The organism is Streptomyces sp. NPDC050564 (genome assembly GCF_044457265.1).
Lineage (GTDB): Bacteria > Actinomycetota > Actinomycetes > Streptomycetales > Streptomycetaceae > Streptomyces.
Window position 1 is genome coordinate 15,207 of record NZ_JBITGS010000011.1, and the last position, 16,474, is coordinate 31,680.

Annotated in this window: 17 protein-coding genes and 1 riboswitch; of the genes, 9 read left to right on the forward strand and 8 right to left on the reverse strand. The window is 70.4% G+C overall.

Annotated features, from left to right (window positions below; translation table 11 throughout):
* Positions 1-208: 208 nt before the first annotated feature.
* The 5 genes from ACIBK0_RS18780 (at position 209) to ACIBK0_RS18800 (ending at position 5,230) form a co-directional block, all read left to right on the forward strand.
* Positions 209-946, forward strand: coding sequence for an ABC transporter ATP-binding protein (locus ACIBK0_RS18780; protein ID WP_399080992.1), 738 nt, complete (start codon positions 209-211; stop codon positions 944-946).
* The gene (locus ACIBK0_RS18785; RefSeq protein ID WP_399080994.1) at positions 928-2,649 is read left to right on the forward strand and encodes a hypothetical protein; all 1,722 of its coding nucleotides are present in this window, start codon (positions 928-930) and stop codon (positions 2,647-2,649) included. Before ACIBK0_RS18780 ends, ACIBK0_RS18785 begins: the two co-directional genes overlap by 19 nt.
* A gap of 119 nt (positions 2,650-2,768) precedes the next feature.
* A complete protein-coding gene (locus ACIBK0_RS18790) occupies positions 2,769-3,176 on the forward strand; it encodes a VOC family protein (protein WP_399080996.1) in 408 nt (135 codons plus the stop codon).
* A 106-nt stretch (positions 3,177-3,282) separates the two neighbouring features.
* The gene (locus tag ACIBK0_RS18795; protein WP_399080998.1) at positions 3,283-4,398 is read left to right on the forward strand and encodes an LOG family protein; all 1,116 of its coding nucleotides are present in this window, start codon (positions 3,283-3,285) and stop codon (positions 4,396-4,398) included.
* A 175-nt stretch (positions 4,399-4,573) separates the two neighbouring features.
* Complete coding sequence (locus tag ACIBK0_RS18800; RefSeq protein WP_399081001.1) at positions 4,574-5,230, forward strand: LAETG motif-containing sortase-dependent surface protein; 657 nt, start codon at positions 4,574-4,576, stop codon at positions 5,228-5,230.
* Between the two features lie 61 nt (positions 5,231-5,291).
* Here the strand turns inward: ACIBK0_RS18800 and ACIBK0_RS18805 are convergent, their stop codons facing one another.
* The 5 genes from ACIBK0_RS18805 to rlmN all read right to left on the reverse strand — a co-directional run bounded on the left by ACIBK0_RS18805 (position 5,292) and on the right by rlmN (position 11,195).
* Positions 5,292-6,092, reverse strand: a complete 801-nt coding sequence (locus ACIBK0_RS18805; protein WP_399081003.1) for a maleylpyruvate isomerase family mycothiol-dependent enzyme — start codon at positions 6,090-6,092, stop codon at positions 5,292-5,294.
* A gap of 10 nt (positions 6,093-6,102) precedes the next feature.
* A complete protein-coding gene (locus tag ACIBK0_RS18810; RefSeq protein WP_399081006.1) occupies positions 6,103-7,137 on the reverse strand; it encodes an ABC transporter ATP-binding protein in 1,035 nt (344 codons plus the stop codon).
* Positions 7,138-8,817: an ABC transporter permease gene (locus ACIBK0_RS18815; RefSeq protein ID WP_399081008.1), complete on the reverse strand. Its 1,680-nt coding sequence runs from the start codon at positions 8,815-8,817 to the stop codon at positions 7,138-7,140. It lies immediately after the preceding gene.
* Entirely contained in the window at positions 8,793-9,881 is a 1,089-nt protein-coding gene (locus ACIBK0_RS18820; protein ID WP_399081010.1) for a thiamine ABC transporter substrate binding subunit, read from the reverse strand. The genes ACIBK0_RS18815 and ACIBK0_RS18820 overlap by 25 nt, the downstream gene beginning before the upstream one ends.
* Before the next feature lie 77 nt (positions 9,882-9,958).
* Positions 9,959-10,064: riboswitch (TPP riboswitch) on the reverse strand.
* A gap of 24 nt (positions 10,065-10,088) precedes the next feature.
* Positions 10,089-11,195 (reverse strand): 23S rRNA (adenine(2503)-C(2))-methyltransferase RlmN, encoded by a 1,107-nt coding sequence (gene rlmN / locus ACIBK0_RS18825; protein WP_399081012.1) that lies wholly within the window; start codon positions 11,193-11,195, stop codon positions 10,089-10,091.
* Positions 11,196-11,569: 374 nt separating this feature from the next.
* Here rlmN and ACIBK0_RS18830 point away from each other — a divergent pair, with 374 nt between their 5' ends.
* The 4 genes from ACIBK0_RS18830 (at position 11,570) to ACIBK0_RS18845 (ending at position 13,399) form a co-directional block, all read left to right on the forward strand.
* The gene (locus ACIBK0_RS18830) at positions 11,570-11,809 is read left to right on the forward strand and encodes a hypothetical protein (protein ID WP_399081014.1); all 240 of its coding nucleotides are present in this window, start codon (positions 11,570-11,572) and stop codon (positions 11,807-11,809) included.
* Positions 11,810-11,916: 107 nt separating this feature from the next.
* On the forward strand, positions 11,917-12,498 hold the full coding sequence (locus tag ACIBK0_RS18835; protein ID WP_399081016.1) for a hypothetical protein: 582 nt from the start codon (positions 11,917-11,919) through the stop codon (positions 12,496-12,498).
* Between the two features lie 10 nt (positions 12,499-12,508).
* Positions 12,509-12,850 carry a DUF6233 domain-containing protein gene (locus ACIBK0_RS18840; RefSeq protein ID WP_399081019.1) on the forward strand — a complete coding sequence of 114 codons (342 nt, stop codon included), beginning with the start codon at positions 12,509-12,511 and terminating at the stop codon, positions 12,848-12,850.
* 300 nt (positions 12,851-13,150) lie between these two features.
* Positions 13,151-13,399: a hypothetical protein gene (locus ACIBK0_RS18845; RefSeq protein ID WP_399081021.1), complete on the forward strand. Its 249-nt coding sequence runs from the start codon at positions 13,151-13,153 to the stop codon at positions 13,397-13,399.
* A gap of 286 nt (positions 13,400-13,685) precedes the next feature.
* On the opposite strand, the gene ACIBK0_RS18850 is transcribed toward ACIBK0_RS18845, so the two are convergent.
* From ACIBK0_RS18850 to pyrH, 3 genes are all read right to left on the reverse strand, one after another.
* Positions 13,686-14,813, reverse strand: a complete 1,128-nt coding sequence (locus ACIBK0_RS18850; RefSeq protein WP_399081023.1) for a phosphatidate cytidylyltransferase — start codon at positions 14,811-14,813, stop codon at positions 13,686-13,688.
* Complete coding sequence (gene frr, locus ACIBK0_RS18855; protein ID WP_010984060.1) at positions 14,813-15,370, reverse strand: ribosome recycling factor; 558 nt, start codon at positions 15,368-15,370, stop codon at positions 14,813-14,815. Before frr ends, ACIBK0_RS18850 begins: the two co-directional genes overlap by 1 nt.
* A 173-nt stretch (positions 15,371-15,543) precedes the next feature.
* Positions 15,544-16,314 carry a UMP kinase gene (pyrH, locus tag ACIBK0_RS18860; RefSeq protein WP_399081026.1) on the reverse strand — a complete coding sequence of 257 codons (771 nt, stop codon included), beginning with the start codon at positions 16,312-16,314 and terminating at the stop codon, positions 15,544-15,546.
* Positions 16,315-16,474: the final 160 nt, after the last annotated feature.

Consider the following 16,474-nt stretch of genomic DNA (forward strand, 5'->3'; position numbering starts at 1 on the left):
GGCCGACTGACCAACACCGGCCCCGGTGCCGCCCGTTCGAGTGAGAATGGGCGGCCCGGGGCCGCGTGCTGTCCGGCCTCCCGGCCCCGACTCCCTAGCGTGCGCAGTGACCGATCGGCCCTGCCTTCGTTCCCCCGACCGGGGGACTGAGCGACCTTCCCGAGGCCGCTCGGGCAGCGCAAATCAGATCTGAACCGAGGTGTACGCGATGGTGGTCCCGCCGGACAACGACGTGCTCTGGGCACGCGCCCTGCACGTCAAGCACAACGGCTCGCCCGCGCTCAGCGGTGTCTCACTGGGAATCCGCGACGGCGAGATCCTGGCCGTCGGCGGCCCGCGTGGCAGCGGCAAGACGACCCTGCTCCAGTGCCTGTCGGGCCAGCTGCTGCCCCAACAGGGCGAGGTCTGGTTCAACAGCATGCCCGTGCACACCATGGGCCCGCTGACCCGCGAACGGCTGCGCCGCGACCGCTTCGGCTGGATCGATCCGGCACCGGTCCTGGTCCCCGAGCTGAACGCCTGGGAGAACACGGCGCTGCCGCTGATGCTGCGCGGCTGGGGACGCCAGGCGGCCAAGACCACCGCCCTGGAGTGGCTGGAGCGCCTCGACATCGGCGGCTGCGCCCGCAAGCGCCCGCACGCCCTGCTGCAGGCCGAGCGGCAGCGCGTGGCCATCGCCCGCGCCCTGGCCCCCGCCCCGACCGTGCTCTTCGCCGACGAACCGACCGCCCCGCTGCACCGGGCCGACCGCGCCCATGTGCTGCGCACGCTCACCACGGCGGCCCGCTCGCACGGCATCACGGTCGTCCTCGCCACACACGACGCGGAGGCCACGGCGCTCGCCGACCGCACGGTGTCACTCCTCGACGGACGGCGTGTGAACACGGTCCACCTGCCCCCGGTCGCCGAGACGGAAGGCCGGGCCGCGTGCTCGCTCTCCGTCTAGCCCGCGGGGCCCGGCCCCTTGTCCAGCTCCGCCGGCTCCTGGTCGCCACCGCATCCGGGGGCACCGGCTTCCTGCTGCTGTGCACGCTGGGGTACGCGATGACGCATCCGGACGCCTCGGCCGCCAGTGTCCTGCGCCTGGCCTGGTGCGCCGCCCCGCTCGCCGCCACGGTGTACTTCGCGCTCGCGGTCGCCCGCACCGACCCCGGCACCCGCCCCCGCCCCGGCCTCTCGGCCATCGGCCTCGGCCCGGGCCGCCTGATGGCCGTCTCCGCCGTCACCACGGCCCTCTCCACCGCCCTGGGCTCGATGCTGGCGCTGCTCTTCTTCCTGCAGCTGCGCGGCGATCTGACGGGCATGCCGTTCGACGGTGCGGCGGCGGAGTTCCTCGCCGCCGACGTGTCCCTCCCGCTGCCCGCGACCCTCACCCTGCTCAGCCTGGTCCCGATCGCGGCCTCCGCGACCGTGGCTCTGGCCCTGCGGCCGCGCGGCGGGAAGCCACAGGACGCCACGCGGTCGTACGGCCGCACCTGGATCACGGCACGGCAGAACGCGACGCGCCGCGCCGCCGGACGCGGGACCCGGGAGGGCGGGCGCCCCGTGGGGGGCGGTCGCGGCGCGTCCGGTCCCGCCGACGCTGCCACTGTCGCCGACGGCCTCGAACACGCGGGGGCGTACGACGGCACGGACGCCCTCGGGGACCCGGGCGCACGCTCCGGCACCCATGGGAGCGAGGGCTCCGGCGTTCAGGAGGACGCGGCACCGTACGCCGGTGCCGATGCCCACCGAAGCCCGGGCACCGATACCCGCGGCCTCTCCGGCACCGACCGCGACACGGCCGCCGCCCTCGAAGGCTCCGACTTCCACTGGACCGCGGAGGCGTACGCCGCCACAGACGCCCACCAGGACGACTCCTCCGACCTCCGCCCGGCCGCCCTCACGCACCGGCACGCGGCCGCCGACGACCGGTCCGACGTCCCCACCCCCTACGGTGCGTCCGACGCGTCCGACAGGTCCGACAGGTCCGGCAGATCCAACCGCGCGCGGCGCAACCCGGTTCTCGAGCCGGCCCACCGTCGGCTCCCGCCCCCTGAGTCCACCCCGAGCGGCCTCCCCTGGGGCGCGGCCGCACTCGCGGCGGGCCTCGCCGTGGAGACATATGCGAGCCGTTCGGGCCGCCCGGCGCCCGGGCTCGCGCTGCCCGGCGGTTTCGTGGGCGGGCCGGGCGGGGTGCTGGTCGGCTGGGTGCTGACCGCGGTCGGCCTGGCGCTGGCGGGTCCGGCGATCACGTATCTGTGCGGGCGGCTGCTGCAGGCGGTGCGGCCCGGCGCGCTGCGGCTGATCGCCGGGCGGGTGCTGCAGGCGGAGTCGCGGCGCATCGGGCAGCCGCTCGGCGTGGTGTGCGCGGTGGCGTCGGGCGGATACGCGACGGCGACGCTGTACGCGGGCGCGCGCCCGGACTTCGGGCCGCTTACCACCCTCGGCGCCCTGCTGGTCGCGGGGTGCACGCTGCTGACCCTGGCGACAGCGGCCGTCGAGGCGAAGCAGGCGCGCGCGGACACCACGGCGCAGCTGCTGCGGCTCGGAGCACCCGCCGCGATGCTCCGCGGCGCCGTGGCCCTGCGTGTGGGCGCGCTGCTCGTCCTGTTCGGCCCGCTGACCTGGGCGGTTGCCGAGCTGGCCGCGCTCCCCCTGGTCCAGTGAACCTTGTCCGAAAGAAGGCCGCCGGAACCTCGTGCGAAAAGACTCGCGCCGAGCGATGAGTTCCGCGCGACCCCGCGGTCTACCCCTTCGAACAGCACATCACCGACGGGAGACCTCAGATGTACCAGCAGATGATCTTCGTGAACCTGCCCGTGGCCGACGTCGACACCTCGAAGAAGTTCTTCACGGAGCTCGGCTACACGATCAATCCGCAGTTCACGACGGACGACTGCGCCTGCGTGGTGATCAGCGACACGATCATCGCGATGATGCTGAGCAGGCAGCGCTACGCGGACTTCACCAAGAAGCAGATCGCGGACGCGACGAAGACCAGTGAGGTGCTGCTGTGTCTGAGCGCAGAGAGCCGCGAGAAGGTCGACGAACTGGTCGACGGCGCGATCGCGGCGGGCGGCACGGCGACCGGCGAGACCCAGGACCACGGCTTCATGTACGGCCGGGCCTTCGACGACCCGGACGGCCACACCTGGGAGGTCATGTGGATGGACCCGGCGGCCGTCCAGGGCTGATCCCCGGTCGGCCCGGGACGCGGCGCGGCGCACCTGCCCGGCCGGGCCGGGCGCGCGGTACAGGGGTCCGCACGTCCGCGTCGGGCGCCGCGCCTAGCATGAGCGGGTGCAGCCGACACCTCTCCACGCATCCCACGACCGTGAGATCGAGTCCCTCGCCGAGTTCGACGAAGTCGTCTCGGCGGGCGGCTCGCTCGTCCAGTTCCGTGTTCAGGCTGTCGATCTGACGGACCGTACGACGCAGCTGCTGTCCGTGGACACCGCGGGCGCCGTCTTCCTCGGCTGCCTGATGGAACCCGAGGCGGCGGCGAAGGTCAGGGCCGCGGGCGCGATGGTCTTCCCGCCCGTGCCCGGGCTTCCCTTCGACCCGTACCGGGGCCTGCTCTACTCCCCCGACGAACTCTTCGACTCCCTCGACGCGGGCTATGAGGCGACGCCGGACGCCCGCGCGTACGCCTGGTTCCAGCAGACCAAGGCCGACGGGGACATATTCGCGTCGATGCTGCGCTCGATCCACGACGACTCCGTCTCGGACGCGCTCGACGAACTCCTCGTCGGCGCCCGGGTGGTCGGCGTGATGGGCGGCCACGCGATGGCACGCGGCACGCAGGCGTACGAGGGTGCCGCGCGCCTCGGCCGTGAGCTGGCGCGCGCCGGTTTCACCGTCGCCACCGGCGGCGGCCCGGGCGCGATGGAGGCGGCCAACCTCGGCGCCTACGCGGCGCCCTTCGAGGACGGGATGCTCACCGAGTCCCTCCAGCTCCTCGCCAAGGCACCGTCGTTCACCCCTTCGGTGACCGACTGGGCGCGCGCCGCCTTCGGCATACGGGAACGCTGGCCCTCCGGCGGTCCCTCGGTCGGCATCCCCACCTGGTTCTACGGTCACGAGCCGCCGAACGCCTTCGCCGAGCACATCGCCAAGTACTTCGCCAACGCGACCCGCGAGGACGGCCTGCTGGCCCGCTCGAACGCGGGCGTCGTCTTCCTGCCGGGCGCCGCCGGGACCGTGCAGGAAATCTTCGACAACGCGACTCCGAACTACTACGAGTCCCGTGGCGAGCCCACGCCCATGGTCCTGGTGAACCGGGCGCATTGGACCGAAAAGCACCCCACGTGGCCGCTCCTCCAGTCGCTGGCCCGGGAGCGCTCGATGGAGTCGCGCATCGCCCTGGTCGACCGGATCGAGGACGTTCCGGAGGCGCTCAAACGCCTCGGTGGTTAATGACAAGGCAAAGCCAACGGCCTGTCAGGGCATATGCATTGACAGTCCTTAGGCGGCCCTTATAAACCTGTGAGACTCCTGGGGGTGCTGTTGTCACAGCACCCCCACTCACCCCCCGCAGTTGCGCATCCTGTGAAGGGCAATCGTGTCCATATCTCGCCGTACCGCACGCTCCGTGCGAATCCTCGGTGTTGCCTCCGCCTCGGCCGCGCTCGCGCTCGGCGTCGCGGGCAACGCACTTGCCTGCAACATCCGTGACTTCTCGGCCGTCGCCTCCTGCGACGACAACGGGAAGGGCACCATCACCGTGACCGACACGGACTCCTCGGGCCGGGACGCCATCGTCTCGGTCTTCCTCGAGTCCAACGGCGCCGACGCGAAGAAGATCGGCGAGCAGACGGTCACCGGCACCCGCGAAGGCGCGACCGTCACGTTCTCGGAGGACTGGGCCCCCAACGCCCAGTACCGCGTGCACATCAAGGCCGGGAACATCGTCGACGAGGACATCTCGCCGGACCTGACCGCGCCGTCCGAGGCGTGCAAGTCCACCGAGACGCCGAAGCCTTCGGAGACCCCGAAGCCGTCGGAGACCCCCTCGCCGTCGGAGACCCCCTCGGACACGCCGACCCCGTCGGCCTCCGAGAGCACCACCGCCCCCGCGACGACGGGCGACAACTCCCCGTCTCCCGCGGCCGGTGACTCCAACCTCGCCGAGACCGGCGCGAACTCCAACACCCCGATGATCGCCGGCATCGCCGGTGCGCTCGTCGTGGTGGGCGGCGGAGCGGTGTTCTTCGGTATGCGCCGCCGTGGCGCGTCGAAGGCCAACTGACCCGCAACACCCCGCACGCACGCGTGGCCCGTCCCCCAGGGGGCGGGCCATTCGCGTACGGCTATCCGAACGTCGCCCGCTGCAGCCAGAAGTCCAGCAGCTCCCGCTCCCCCAGCACCTCCAACCGCCCCTCGTCCAGCGGCAGTCGGCGATAAAAGCCGAGCAGTACGTCGGTGAGCGGGCCGCGCAGCGCGACGGTCGCCTTCTCGTGGCCCCGGCGCCAGCTGACGCCCTGCTCGGTGAGCTCCACGACCCACTCGGCGTTCAGCTCGGGGGTGGTGTCGGTGGCGTGGAGGTGGATGCTGCGGCCCGTACCGCGCAGCTCGGCCGCCGCGTCGTGCGGCTGCGTCCGCTGCACGAACTCGACGATCGCGAGCCACTCGTCGATCGCGTCCGCGGCCACGTCGGCGTCGACCTGGTACGGCAGCCCGGCGGCCAGTGTCGCATCGGCGCGGTGGATCGCCAGCTCGTGCGTCATCCGGCGCGCCCAGAAGCCGGAGTTGAGGGCCCCGGCCCACGCCCACACCCGTGTGTCGGGCCCCGCCTCCCGCAGCGTGCCGACGAGCATCTCGCCGGTCTCCGCGAGCCAGGCGTCCAGAGCCGCCGGGTCGCCGTGGGGCTCCGGACCGCCGGCGAGCGGAATCCTGTCCTCGGGGACGTTCTCCTGCGCCCGCGTGCGGACGATGAATTCGACCCAGCGCAGCGCACCGCCCGTGTGCCGCACGAGCTGCTCCAGCGACCATTCGGGGCAGGTCGGCACGGCGGCGGACAGGTCGGCCGCGTTCGCGGCCAGCACATCCCTCAGCTGACGTACCTGCAGCTCGATCGCGTCGCAGTAGCGGTCATGTCCGAGTGGCGTCATAATCCGCAGCCTATGCGGCGGGGGTCTCCCCGAGCACGACTATTTCGCCGGCGTCGAACTCCACGCCGACCTCGTCGCCGGGCTCCGGCGCATCCCGCAGCGCACACGCCGCTTCCAGCCGGGGCGCGTCCTCCGGCTGCAGATGCACGGCGACGTGGGTGCCCCGGAAGGTGCGCGCGGCGACCGTGCAGCGCAGCCCGTCGGCCGCGGCCACGAGCCGTACGCCGGCGGGCCGTACGAGGAGTGTGCCCGGCCCCTGGGGGGCGCCCTCCGGCACCGGAACCTTCCCCCAGGGGGTGTCCGCGGCCTCCCCGCTCACCGTCGCCCCGACCACGTTGTCGAAGCCGAGGAAGCGGGCCACGAACTCGTCCGCGGGGCGCTGCCAGACCTCGAGCGGCGTACCGGACTGGGCGATCCGCCCGTCCCGCATCACCACGACCCGGTCCGCGAGCGCGAAGGCCTCGCCCTGGTCGTGCGTGACGGCGAGCACGGTCGTGCCCAACTCACCGAACAGCTCCCGCAGTTCCACCACGAGCCGTTCGCGCAGCGAGCGGTCCAGCTGGCCGAGCGGCTCGTCGAGCATCAGCAGGCTCGGGCGGGGTGCCAGCGCGCGAGCCAGCGCGACCCGCTGCTGCTCGCCGCCGGAGAGTTCCGCGACGGCCCGCCGTTCGGCACCCGGCAGCCCGACGAGCTCCAGCAACTCTCCTACTTCCAAGGCCTGTTGCCCCTTCCGCGCCCCGTGCATCCGCAACCCGAAGGCGACATTGCCGCCCACGTCCCGCTGCGGGAAGAGCTGGTGGTCCTGGAACATCAGGCCGACGCCCCGCTTGTGCGCCGGCACCGCCGCCTGGTCGCGTCCGCCCAGTACCACACGGCCCGCGTCCAGCGACTGCAATCCGGCCACCGCCCGCAGCAACGTGGACTTGCCGCTGCCGCTCGGCCCGAGCACACAGACGATCTCGTGCTCGGCGACATCGAGGTCGACGGCGTCGAGCACCGGCCGCCCACCGAAGCGTACGGTCGCGCCTTCGAGGCTCAGCAGCATCTAGAACTCCCCGGTCCGGTCGGTCCGTACGCGCTCCAACAGCAGCAGCGCCACCGCGCACACCACCATCAAGATCGTCGAAAGGGCCATCGCCTGGCCGTAGTTGAGGTCGCCCGCCCGCCCGAGCAGCCGGGCCACGGCGACCGGCAGCGTCGGATTGTCGGGCCGTGCGATGAAGACGGTCGCCCCGAACTCGCCGAGCGACACGGCGAAGGCGAACCCGGCCGCGATCAGCAGCGCCCGCCGCACCATCGGCAGATCGACCTCGCGCCACACCCGCCACGGCGACGCCCCGAGCACGGCCGCCGCCTCCCGCAGCCGCCCGTCCACCGCCCGCAGCACGGGCAGCATCGTCCGTACGACGAAGGGGACGCCCACCAGCGCCTGCGCGAGCGGCACCAGGATCCAGGACGCCCGCAGATCCAGCGGGGGCTTGTCCAGTGCGATCAGGAACCCGAAGCCGACGGTCACCGCGGAGACGCCGAGCGGCAGCATCAGCAGGGCGTCGAAGCCCCGCACGAGACGGCCGGTGTTGCGGCGCGTCAGGGCGGCTGCCGCCAGCCCCCCGATCGCCACGGCGATGGCGGTGGCGGCGAGCGCGTACTCCAGCGAGTTGCCGATGGCTTCGATCGGCGCGACGAGGAAGATGCCGCCGTCGGCGGAGGTCAGCGCCTTGTAGTACGCGAACCCGTAGCCGCCGGGGGTGTCGAGGGAGTGCTGGACCAGCACGCCGAGCGGCAGCACGAGGAGGACGACGATGCTCGCCAGCACCCCCGCCAGCAGTGCCCATTGCCCGGCCCCGCGCGGCCGGCGCGCGGTCGCCTCCGGGGCCACCAGACGCAGCGCGGTCTCCCGACGACGTACGGTCCGGGCGTGCACGACGAGGATCGCGCCCACGGCCACGAACTGGATCATCGTCAGCACCGCCGCCGTCGCCAGGTCGAAGATCTCCGAGGTCTGCCGGTAGATCTCGACTTCGAGCGTCGAGAAGGTGGGCCCGCCGAGGATCTGCACCACACCGAAGGAGGTGAAGGTGAAGAGGAAGACCATGAGCGCGGCGGCGGCCACGGCCGGACTCAGGGCCGGCAGCGTCACCTTGCGCCAGGCCGCGAACCGGGAGGCGCCGAGCATCCGCGCGGCCTCCTCCTGGCGCGGGTCGAGCTGCGACCAGAGCCCACCGACCGTCCGTACGACGACCGCGTAGTTGAAGAAGACATGCGCGAGCAGGATCGCCCAGACGGTGGTGTCGAGCCGTACGCCCCACAGCTCGTCCAGGAGCCCGCTGCGGCCGACAAGAGCCAGGAATGCCGTACCGACAACGACGGTGGGCAGCACGAAGGGCACGGTCACGATTGCCCGCAGGACCTGCTTGCCCCTGAAATCGAAGCGCGCGAACACATACGCGCCGGGGAGCGCTATCAGCAGCGTGAGCGCTGTCGAGGCGAGCGCCTGCCACGTGGTGAACCAGAGCACGTGCCGGATGTCCGACTGCGCGAGCACATCGCCGATCCGCCCCAACTGCCAGGCCCCGTCGACCTTCAGACCGCGGGCCACGATCGCGGCCACGGGGTAGGCGAAGAAGACGGCGAAGAACGCGACGGGCAGGGCCATGAGCCCCAGCCGCGCCGCGCTCCCCTTCCGGGCCTTCGGCGGAGCTACTTCAGTACGAGCGAGGTCCACGACTTGACCCACTGGTCACGGTTGTCGGCGATCTTGGCGGGGCCCATGATCTCGGGATCCTTGGCCTGCGGGCCGAACTTCGTGAACTCCGGCGGCACCTGAGCGGCCTGCCGCACCGGGTAGACGAACATGTTGAGCGGCATGTCGTCCTGGAACTCCTTGGTGAGCAGGAAGTCGAGGAGCGCCTTGCCGCCCTTGGTGTTCTTCGCGTGGCTCAGCAGCCCCGCGTACTCGATCTGCCGGAAGCAGGTGCCGTTCGCGACGCCGGTCGGCGCGGTCGTCGGCTTCGGGTCGGCGTAGATGACCTCGGCCGGCGGCGAGGAGGCGTACGAGACGACCAGCGGGCGGTCCGCCTTGGCCTTCTTGCCGCCGGCGGATCCGGAGAACTCGTCGTTGTAGGCCTGCTCCCAGCCGTCGACGACCTTGACGCCGTTGGCCTTGAGCTTCTTCCAGTAGTCCTGCCAGCCTCCCCCATCGCCGTACTTCGCGGCGGTCCCGAGCAGGAAGCCGAGGCCGGGCGAGGACGTGGAGGCGTTCTCGGTGACGAGGAGGTTCTTGTACTCGGGCTTGATCAGGTCGTCGAAGGACTGCGGCGGCGTCAGCTTGTGCTCGCTGAAGTAGGCCTTGTCGTAGTTGACGCAGATGTCGCCGGAGTCGATGGGCGTGACCCGGTGCTTGTCCTGGTCGACCCGGTACTCCGGGAGGACCAGGTCCGAGCCCTTGGCCTCGTACGACTGGAAGAGCCCGTTGTCGAGCGCGCGGGACAGCAGGGTGTTGTCGACGCCGAAGAAGACATCGCCCTGGGGGTTGTCCTTGGTGAGGATCGCTTTGTTGACGGCCTGTCCGGCGTCGCCGTCCTTCAGGACCTTGACCTTGTACCCGGACCGCTTCTCGAAGTCCTTCAGCACGCTCTTGGACACGGCCCACGAGTCGTGGCTGACGAGCGTCACGGTCTTGGAGTCCGCGGAGCCGCCGCTGTCGGTGGACCCGCACGCCGTCAGCACGGGCAGCGTGACCAGGCCCAGGCCGACAGCCACGGACGCGAACTTCTTGGTGTTGCTCACTGATTTCCTCCTGGCTGACCAGGAAGAGACGCGGCCCTGCCCGGAACCTCTGACAGTTCCCGGGCAGGGCGCAACAGCTTGAGTGGTGACCGAACTTCCTACCCAGAATGACCTGGGCAAGGTTCAGAGGGTCTGCGGTCTCTCCCGCACTCTCAGCGCTGTGGCGCTCCCCTGTCGGAATATGAAGATGTACGTACGCAGGACAGGTTACCGCTCGGTGGCAGCGAGCTGACCGCACGCCCCGTCGATCTCCTGGCCCCGGGTGTCCCGGATGGTCACCGGCACCCCGTGGGCCGCGATCGCCTCGACGAACGCCTTCTCGTCCTCGGGCCGCGAGGCGGTCCACTTCGAACCCGGGGTCGGGTTCAACGGGATGAGATTGACGTGCACCGGCTTGCCCTTGAGCAGCCGCCCGAGCCGGTCACCGCGCCACGCCTGGTCGTTGATGTCCCGGATGAGGGCGTACTCGATGGACAGCCGACGCCCGGACCTGGCCGCGTACTCCCAGCCGGCGTCGAGAACTTCCCGCACCTTCCACCGCGTATTGACCGGTACGAGGGTGTCGCGCAGTTCGTCGTCCGGCGCGTGCAGCGAGATGGCGAGGCGGCACTTGAAGCCCTCGTCGGAGAACCGGTGGATCGCGGGGACGAGCCCCACGGTGGACACGGTGATTCCGCGCTGCGACAGCCCGAGCCCGTCGGGCTCGGGGTCGGTGAGCGCCCGGATCGCCCCGACCACTCGCTTGTAGTTGGCGAGCGGCTCGCCCATGCCCATGAAGACGATGTTGCTCAGCCGCGCCGGACCGCCCGGGATCTCGCCGTCCCTGAGGGCGCGCATCCCGTCCACGATCTGGTGCACGATCTCACCGGTCGACAAGTTCCGGTCGAGACCGGCCTGCCCGGTGGCGCAGAACGGACAGTTCATCCCGCAGCCGGCCTGCGAGCTGATGCACATGGTCACCCGGTCCGGGTAGCGCATCAGCACGGACTCGACGAGCGTGCCGTCGAAGAGCCGCCACAGGGTCTTGCGGGTGGTGTCCTGGTCGGTGGACAGATGCCGCACGACCGTCATCAGCTCGGGGAGCAACGCCTCCCGGAGCTTGCCGCGCGAGGCGGCCGGGATGTCCGTCCACTCCGCGGGGTCGTGCGCGTACCGCGCGAAGTAGTGCTGCGAGAGCTGCTTGGCACGAAACGGCTTCTCACCGATCGCGGCAACCGCCTCTTTGCGCTCGGCGGGCGTGAGATCGGCAAGGTGCCGCGGCGGCTTCTGGGCTCCGCGCGGGGCGACGAAAGTGAGTTCTCCGGGCTTAGGCATGGCTGTACCAGTGTCGCAGATCGATTTGGGTGACCTGGGGCCCTAGACGTGCGGTGATCGTCATCGGTCGTACCCGGTCGTCCTCGGCTTTCCTCCGGCGGCCCACAGACGGCCCGACCCATGCCGCCTCGGGACGGCATACGTGCAGGTTGAAGCCCCGATGAAACCAGGAGGGTGCGAGACGGCCGCCGGCACACGCGGTGCCCGTCGCGCGGCGAGTGGACGGCGGGCCGCACCCCTTCGAAGATCGCGAACAGTTCGTGATCTTCGTTTCGCGGGCGGCCGGCCCGCCGAGGACTCCACCGCGGACTCAACCGCGCCATGGGCACGTCGCAAGGTCGGCGCGCTGAGCACATGAGCTTAGGATCCGGATCGTGGCAGACATTCCCGACGAACTCATCAAGCTGGAACATTGCGCCGAGGAGGAACGCGCGAAGCTCGCGGGCCTCACCGGCGAGGAGTACGAGGCGCAGTGGCACCGATGGCGCGACGCGTCCGAGGTGGCACAGGCGGCCATCACCAAGTACGCACAGGCGGCCGAGCAGGACCGCCACGAGGTCGAGCAATCCGTGAAGAGGGCTGTACGGCGGGCAGAGGAGGACCCGGCGGACTAGTCGGGCGCGTACAGGCCCCCGCGTCTCGCGGTGGAGGCGAGGGCCCGTCGCACCATCACCCGTACGGGGTCTCGTGTCGCCCCACGCGCCCCGCTACATTCGAACGCATGAGCGAATGGCGTGATGCGGAAGAGGTCGCCCTCCCGGTGCCGGATGAGGTGCCGGAGTGGCGAGACATCGAATTCGCCCGTACGGGACTCACGCTCACGCTCCAGCGGACAGGCCGACGGCAGAAGGCCCAGGTGTTGGAGTACCGCGACCGGCCGGACGGCAGTCGCGCCCTGCTCGTCATCGTCGACTGGCCCCGGCCCACCATCCGCATGGCCTGGGTCGCATGGGACCCGGACCACATGGGCCTGCTGTACACCGAACGACACGTTCCCGCGACCGTCGAGGCCGAGCCACAGAACGGCGACGCGGTGATCGCGGGCCACGACATGCTCGACTGCTTCCACGGCCAGCCGGTCTCCTACTGGCCACACCACGCAGTCGAGGTGCGTGTGGGCGGCCGCTGGCACGAGGGCGGACTGCGGGCCCACTTCAACGGGCCGGGCGGCCGGTCCGTCGCATGGGTACAGCCGCGCTTCCACGAACCGGAATGGCGGGCCCTCGTCACCTTCAGCCGGCACTACGTATGGGATCCGGCGACGATCAGACCCCGCAGCGCTGACCAGGCCGAACAGGCCTAGACTCGAACATGTGAACGATCCAAGTCCGCCGACCCGCCTGGATCTGCTGCGCTTCCTGGAGCGCGTCCAGGAGCAGGACCTGGCGCGTACGCGGCGATGGATCGAGGCCGAGAAGCAGCGCGAAGACGAGCGGCAGCGCGGGATCGAGGCTCGGCCGCCCGCGCCGGACTGGCTCATCGAGCAGGGGCTCTCCGGGCGCGACCCCGTGTACGTGCACGTCGGCGGCTGCTGGAACTCCGGGACGCGAAGCCGCGGAGTAGAACGGCACCAGGCGGTACGGGCGCTCACGGAGGGCGGGGTACCGGCCTGCCCGCACTGCCGTCCGGACACGGATCTGGGGATCCTCGACTAAGAGCTTTCCGGCCGAGGCATGTGCGGAGCCGGACCAAGAGGGCGGTTGGGTGACGGTGCCGCGCGATCCCGTCGCCCCCCGCCGATGATCACGCCACCGCTCGCAGCGGCCCTTGCTCACCGGCAGGAACGGCTCCTCGATTGCCCATGCAGGGCACGCCGACAAGGGAACAATGCCGAGCATGGGCGCATGGGGGACGTTGCTCGCAACAGTTGTCGGTGCTGCGATCGCTCTGCTGGGGCAGCACCTCGTGAAGCGCGCCGAAGACAAGGCTCGCCTGTCGCAGCTGCTCCTGGAGCAATGTGCTCTGGTGGCTGCCTCTGCGTCGGACTGGCGTCCGCTCGGCTGCAGATCCTCTCCAAGGACCGGGCCCTGCTCTCGGCGCTGGAGGAACTGAACAAGGCCGGCCAGCAGCTCGGCAGCTACTGGCGACGGGGCGACGTGGAAGAGGCCGAGTACACCCGGCGTTGGGAGCGGCATCGCACCGCCAAGGCGCGATTCCTCGCCGCGAGCGGAGAAGTGGTCCGTCGGCACCTCACTCAGGCCTGAGTGACTGGGTCCCACGCCCGGCCACGGCCCGGCGGCCCGCAGGACAACCTCGCAATCGACGCTGAAGACGCAGGTAAGGGGCCTGTTGCCGGCGGATCACCGCCAGTTTCCCGGACTTGGGCATGGCCCTGTCGATGTCGCAAAAAAACGGAGGTGGCTTGTCAATGTCGCAGAAAAACGGAGGGGGTTCGCCGTCCTGTGGACAACGAGCCCCCCGCCGTCAAACCGCAGCTCAACGGCGCAGCGACCGCGATCGTGACCGCGGGTCAGCCGGATCTCACGAAGATCAGCCGGCCCCTACGAAGATCACCAACAACAGCCACACCACCGGAGCCGTCGGAAGCAACGAGTCCAGTCGGTCCATGATCCCGCCGTGGCCCGGCAGCAAGGTGCCCATGTCCTTGATGCCGAGGTCCCGCTTGATCATGGACTCGCCGAGGTCACCGAGCGTGGCGCTCGCCGCGACCGCGAGGCCGAGGAGCAGGCCCTGCCACCAGGTGCCGTCGTCGATCAGGAACTGCATGCACAGCGCACCTGCCGCCATGGCGAAGCTGACCGCTCCGAGCAGGCCCTCGCGGGTCTTGCCGGGGCTGATGCGCGGCGCCAGCTTGTGCTTGCCGAAGCGCCAGCCGATAGCGTACGCGCCGGTGTCGCTGACGACCGTCAGCAACAGGAAGGTCAGGACGCGGCGCGGGCCGTCGTCGGCGGTCAGCATCATCGCTACGAACGTCGCCAGGAACGGCACGTAGAAGGCCGCGAAGACCCCCGCCGTGACGTCCCTGAGGTAGCCCTCGGGCGGTTCCGTCATGCGCCAGACCAGGACAGCCAGCGCGGTGAGCGCCATCGCCACCCATGCGCCCTCGGCGCCCCGGACGTATCCGGCGACGACCATCGCGGCACCGCCGAGTGCCAGCGGGACGAGGGGCGCCTTGATGCCTTTGCGCTCCTCCAGCCGTGAGGTGAGCTCCCAGAGCCCCACCACCACGGCGACCGCTATGACTCCGACGAACACGGCCTTGACGATGAACAACGACGCGACGATCACCGCGCCGAGCCCGACGCCCACTCCTATGGCAGCGCCCAAGTCGCGTCCCGCACTCTTCTTCTGCGGTGCGGGGACGGGCTGTGGGGCGCTGGGCATGGGCTCCTGCGGCTTCTGTGACGGGTTCCCGTACGACGCCGCCGGCGGTGAGTGGTCGCGGAACGGGGGGCCGCTCAGCCGAGCGGCCCCCCGATCGTCATCCTGGTCTCCGCCATGTGGGGGTACGTCGGGCACGATGGGCATGGGGCGAGTCTGCTGCGCGTCATGCGCATCGTACGCGGGACCCGCCGGGCCTGCCCCCTGGGCAGGCCCCTGCTCGGACGGCCCCCAGTACCCGGCTTGTGGCGGCGCCCCCCAGGAAGAGTCGTTCATCAGACCTCGAGCAGCTCCGCTTCCTTGTGCTTCAGGAGCTCGTCGACCTGGGCGACGTACTTCGCCGTGGTGTCGTCGAGCTCCTTCTCGGCACGGCGGCCCTCGTCCTCGCCGACCTCGCCGTCCTTGATCAGCTTGTCGATGGCGTCCTTGGCCTTGCGGCGCACGGAGCGGATCGAGACCTTGGCGTCCTCGCCCTTGGTCTTCGCCACCTTGATGTAGTCCTTGCGGCGCTCCTCGGTCAGCTCCGGGAACACCACTCGGATGATGTTGCCGTCGTTGCTCGGGTTGACGCCCAGGTCGGAGTCGCGGATCGCCTGCTCGATGTTGCGCAGCGCGCTCTTGTCGAACGGGGTCACCACGGCCATGCGCGGCTCCGGCACCGAGAACGAGGCCAGCTGGTTGATCGGCGTCAGTGCGCCGTAGTAGTCGGCCACGATCTTGTTGAACATCGCCGGGTGCGCACGACCGGTGCGGATCGCGGCGAAGTCCTCCTTGGCGACCACGACGGCCTTCTCCATCTTCTCCTCGGCCTCGAGGAGGGTCTCTTCGATCACCACTTGCTCCTGCGTGTCTTGAGTAGGCCCGGCAGCTGTTTCCTCGTCGGGGTCGGCGGCCGGCTGCGTCGCGTCTTATTCCTGCACGGTTCCGGACCGGCAGGACATTGTCCATCCCCCGGTCAGGGTCCGTCCTCGGCCGGGGGTTCGTCCCCCGTCCGAGGTCGTCCCCGTCAGGCCCGGCCGCTCTGGTCGCCCACGAGTGTGCCGATCTTCTCACCCTTGACGGCCCGTGCGATATTGCCCTCCGCCAGGAGCTCGAAGACCAGGATGGGCAGCTTGTTGTCCCGGCACAGGGTGATGGCGGTCATGTCGGCGACCTTGAGGTCCCGGGTGATGACCTCGCCGTAGCTGAGCGCGTCGAACTTGACGGCCTCGGGGTTCGTCTTCGGGTCGGAGTCGTAGACCCCGTCCACGCCGTTCTTACCCATCAGCAGGGCCTCGGCATCGATCTCCAGGGCACGCTGGGCGGCCGTGGTGTCGGTGGAGAAGTACGGCATGCCCATACCGGCGCCGAAGATGACCACACGGCCCTTCTCCAGATGGCGCACGGCGCGCAGCGGGATGTAGGGCTCGGCGACCTGCCCCATGGTGATGGCGGTCTGAACACGGCTGTCGATGCCCTCCTTCTCCAGGAAGTCCTGGAGAGCGAGGCAGTTCATGACCGTGCCCAGCATGCCCATGTAGTCGGAACGGGCTCGGTCCATGCCGCGCTGCTGGAGTTCGGCGCCGCGGAAGAAGTTGCCGCCGCCGATGACGACCGCGATCTGGGCGCCGCCGCGCACCACGGCCGCGATCTCGCGGGCGATCTTGTGCACCACGTCGGGGTCGACGCCCAGTCCGCCGCCACCGGCGAACGCCTCGCCGGAAAGCTTCAGCAGAAAGCGTCCCGCGCCTTTGCCGTCGCCGGTCTTCTCGCCCTTGTCGGCCTGGGTGGTGGTCATGGAGATCTCCTCATGGTGCACATACGAAGAAGGCCATTGCCGGTGGGGTGTCGTTCGCATCCCATGCTCGGCAATGGCCTCCTCGTCAGATCTGCTGTCGTCCGACACGCGCGCGTGGGTGTCGGCGTACGCGGACGACTGCTGTCGACCCTATAGGGGC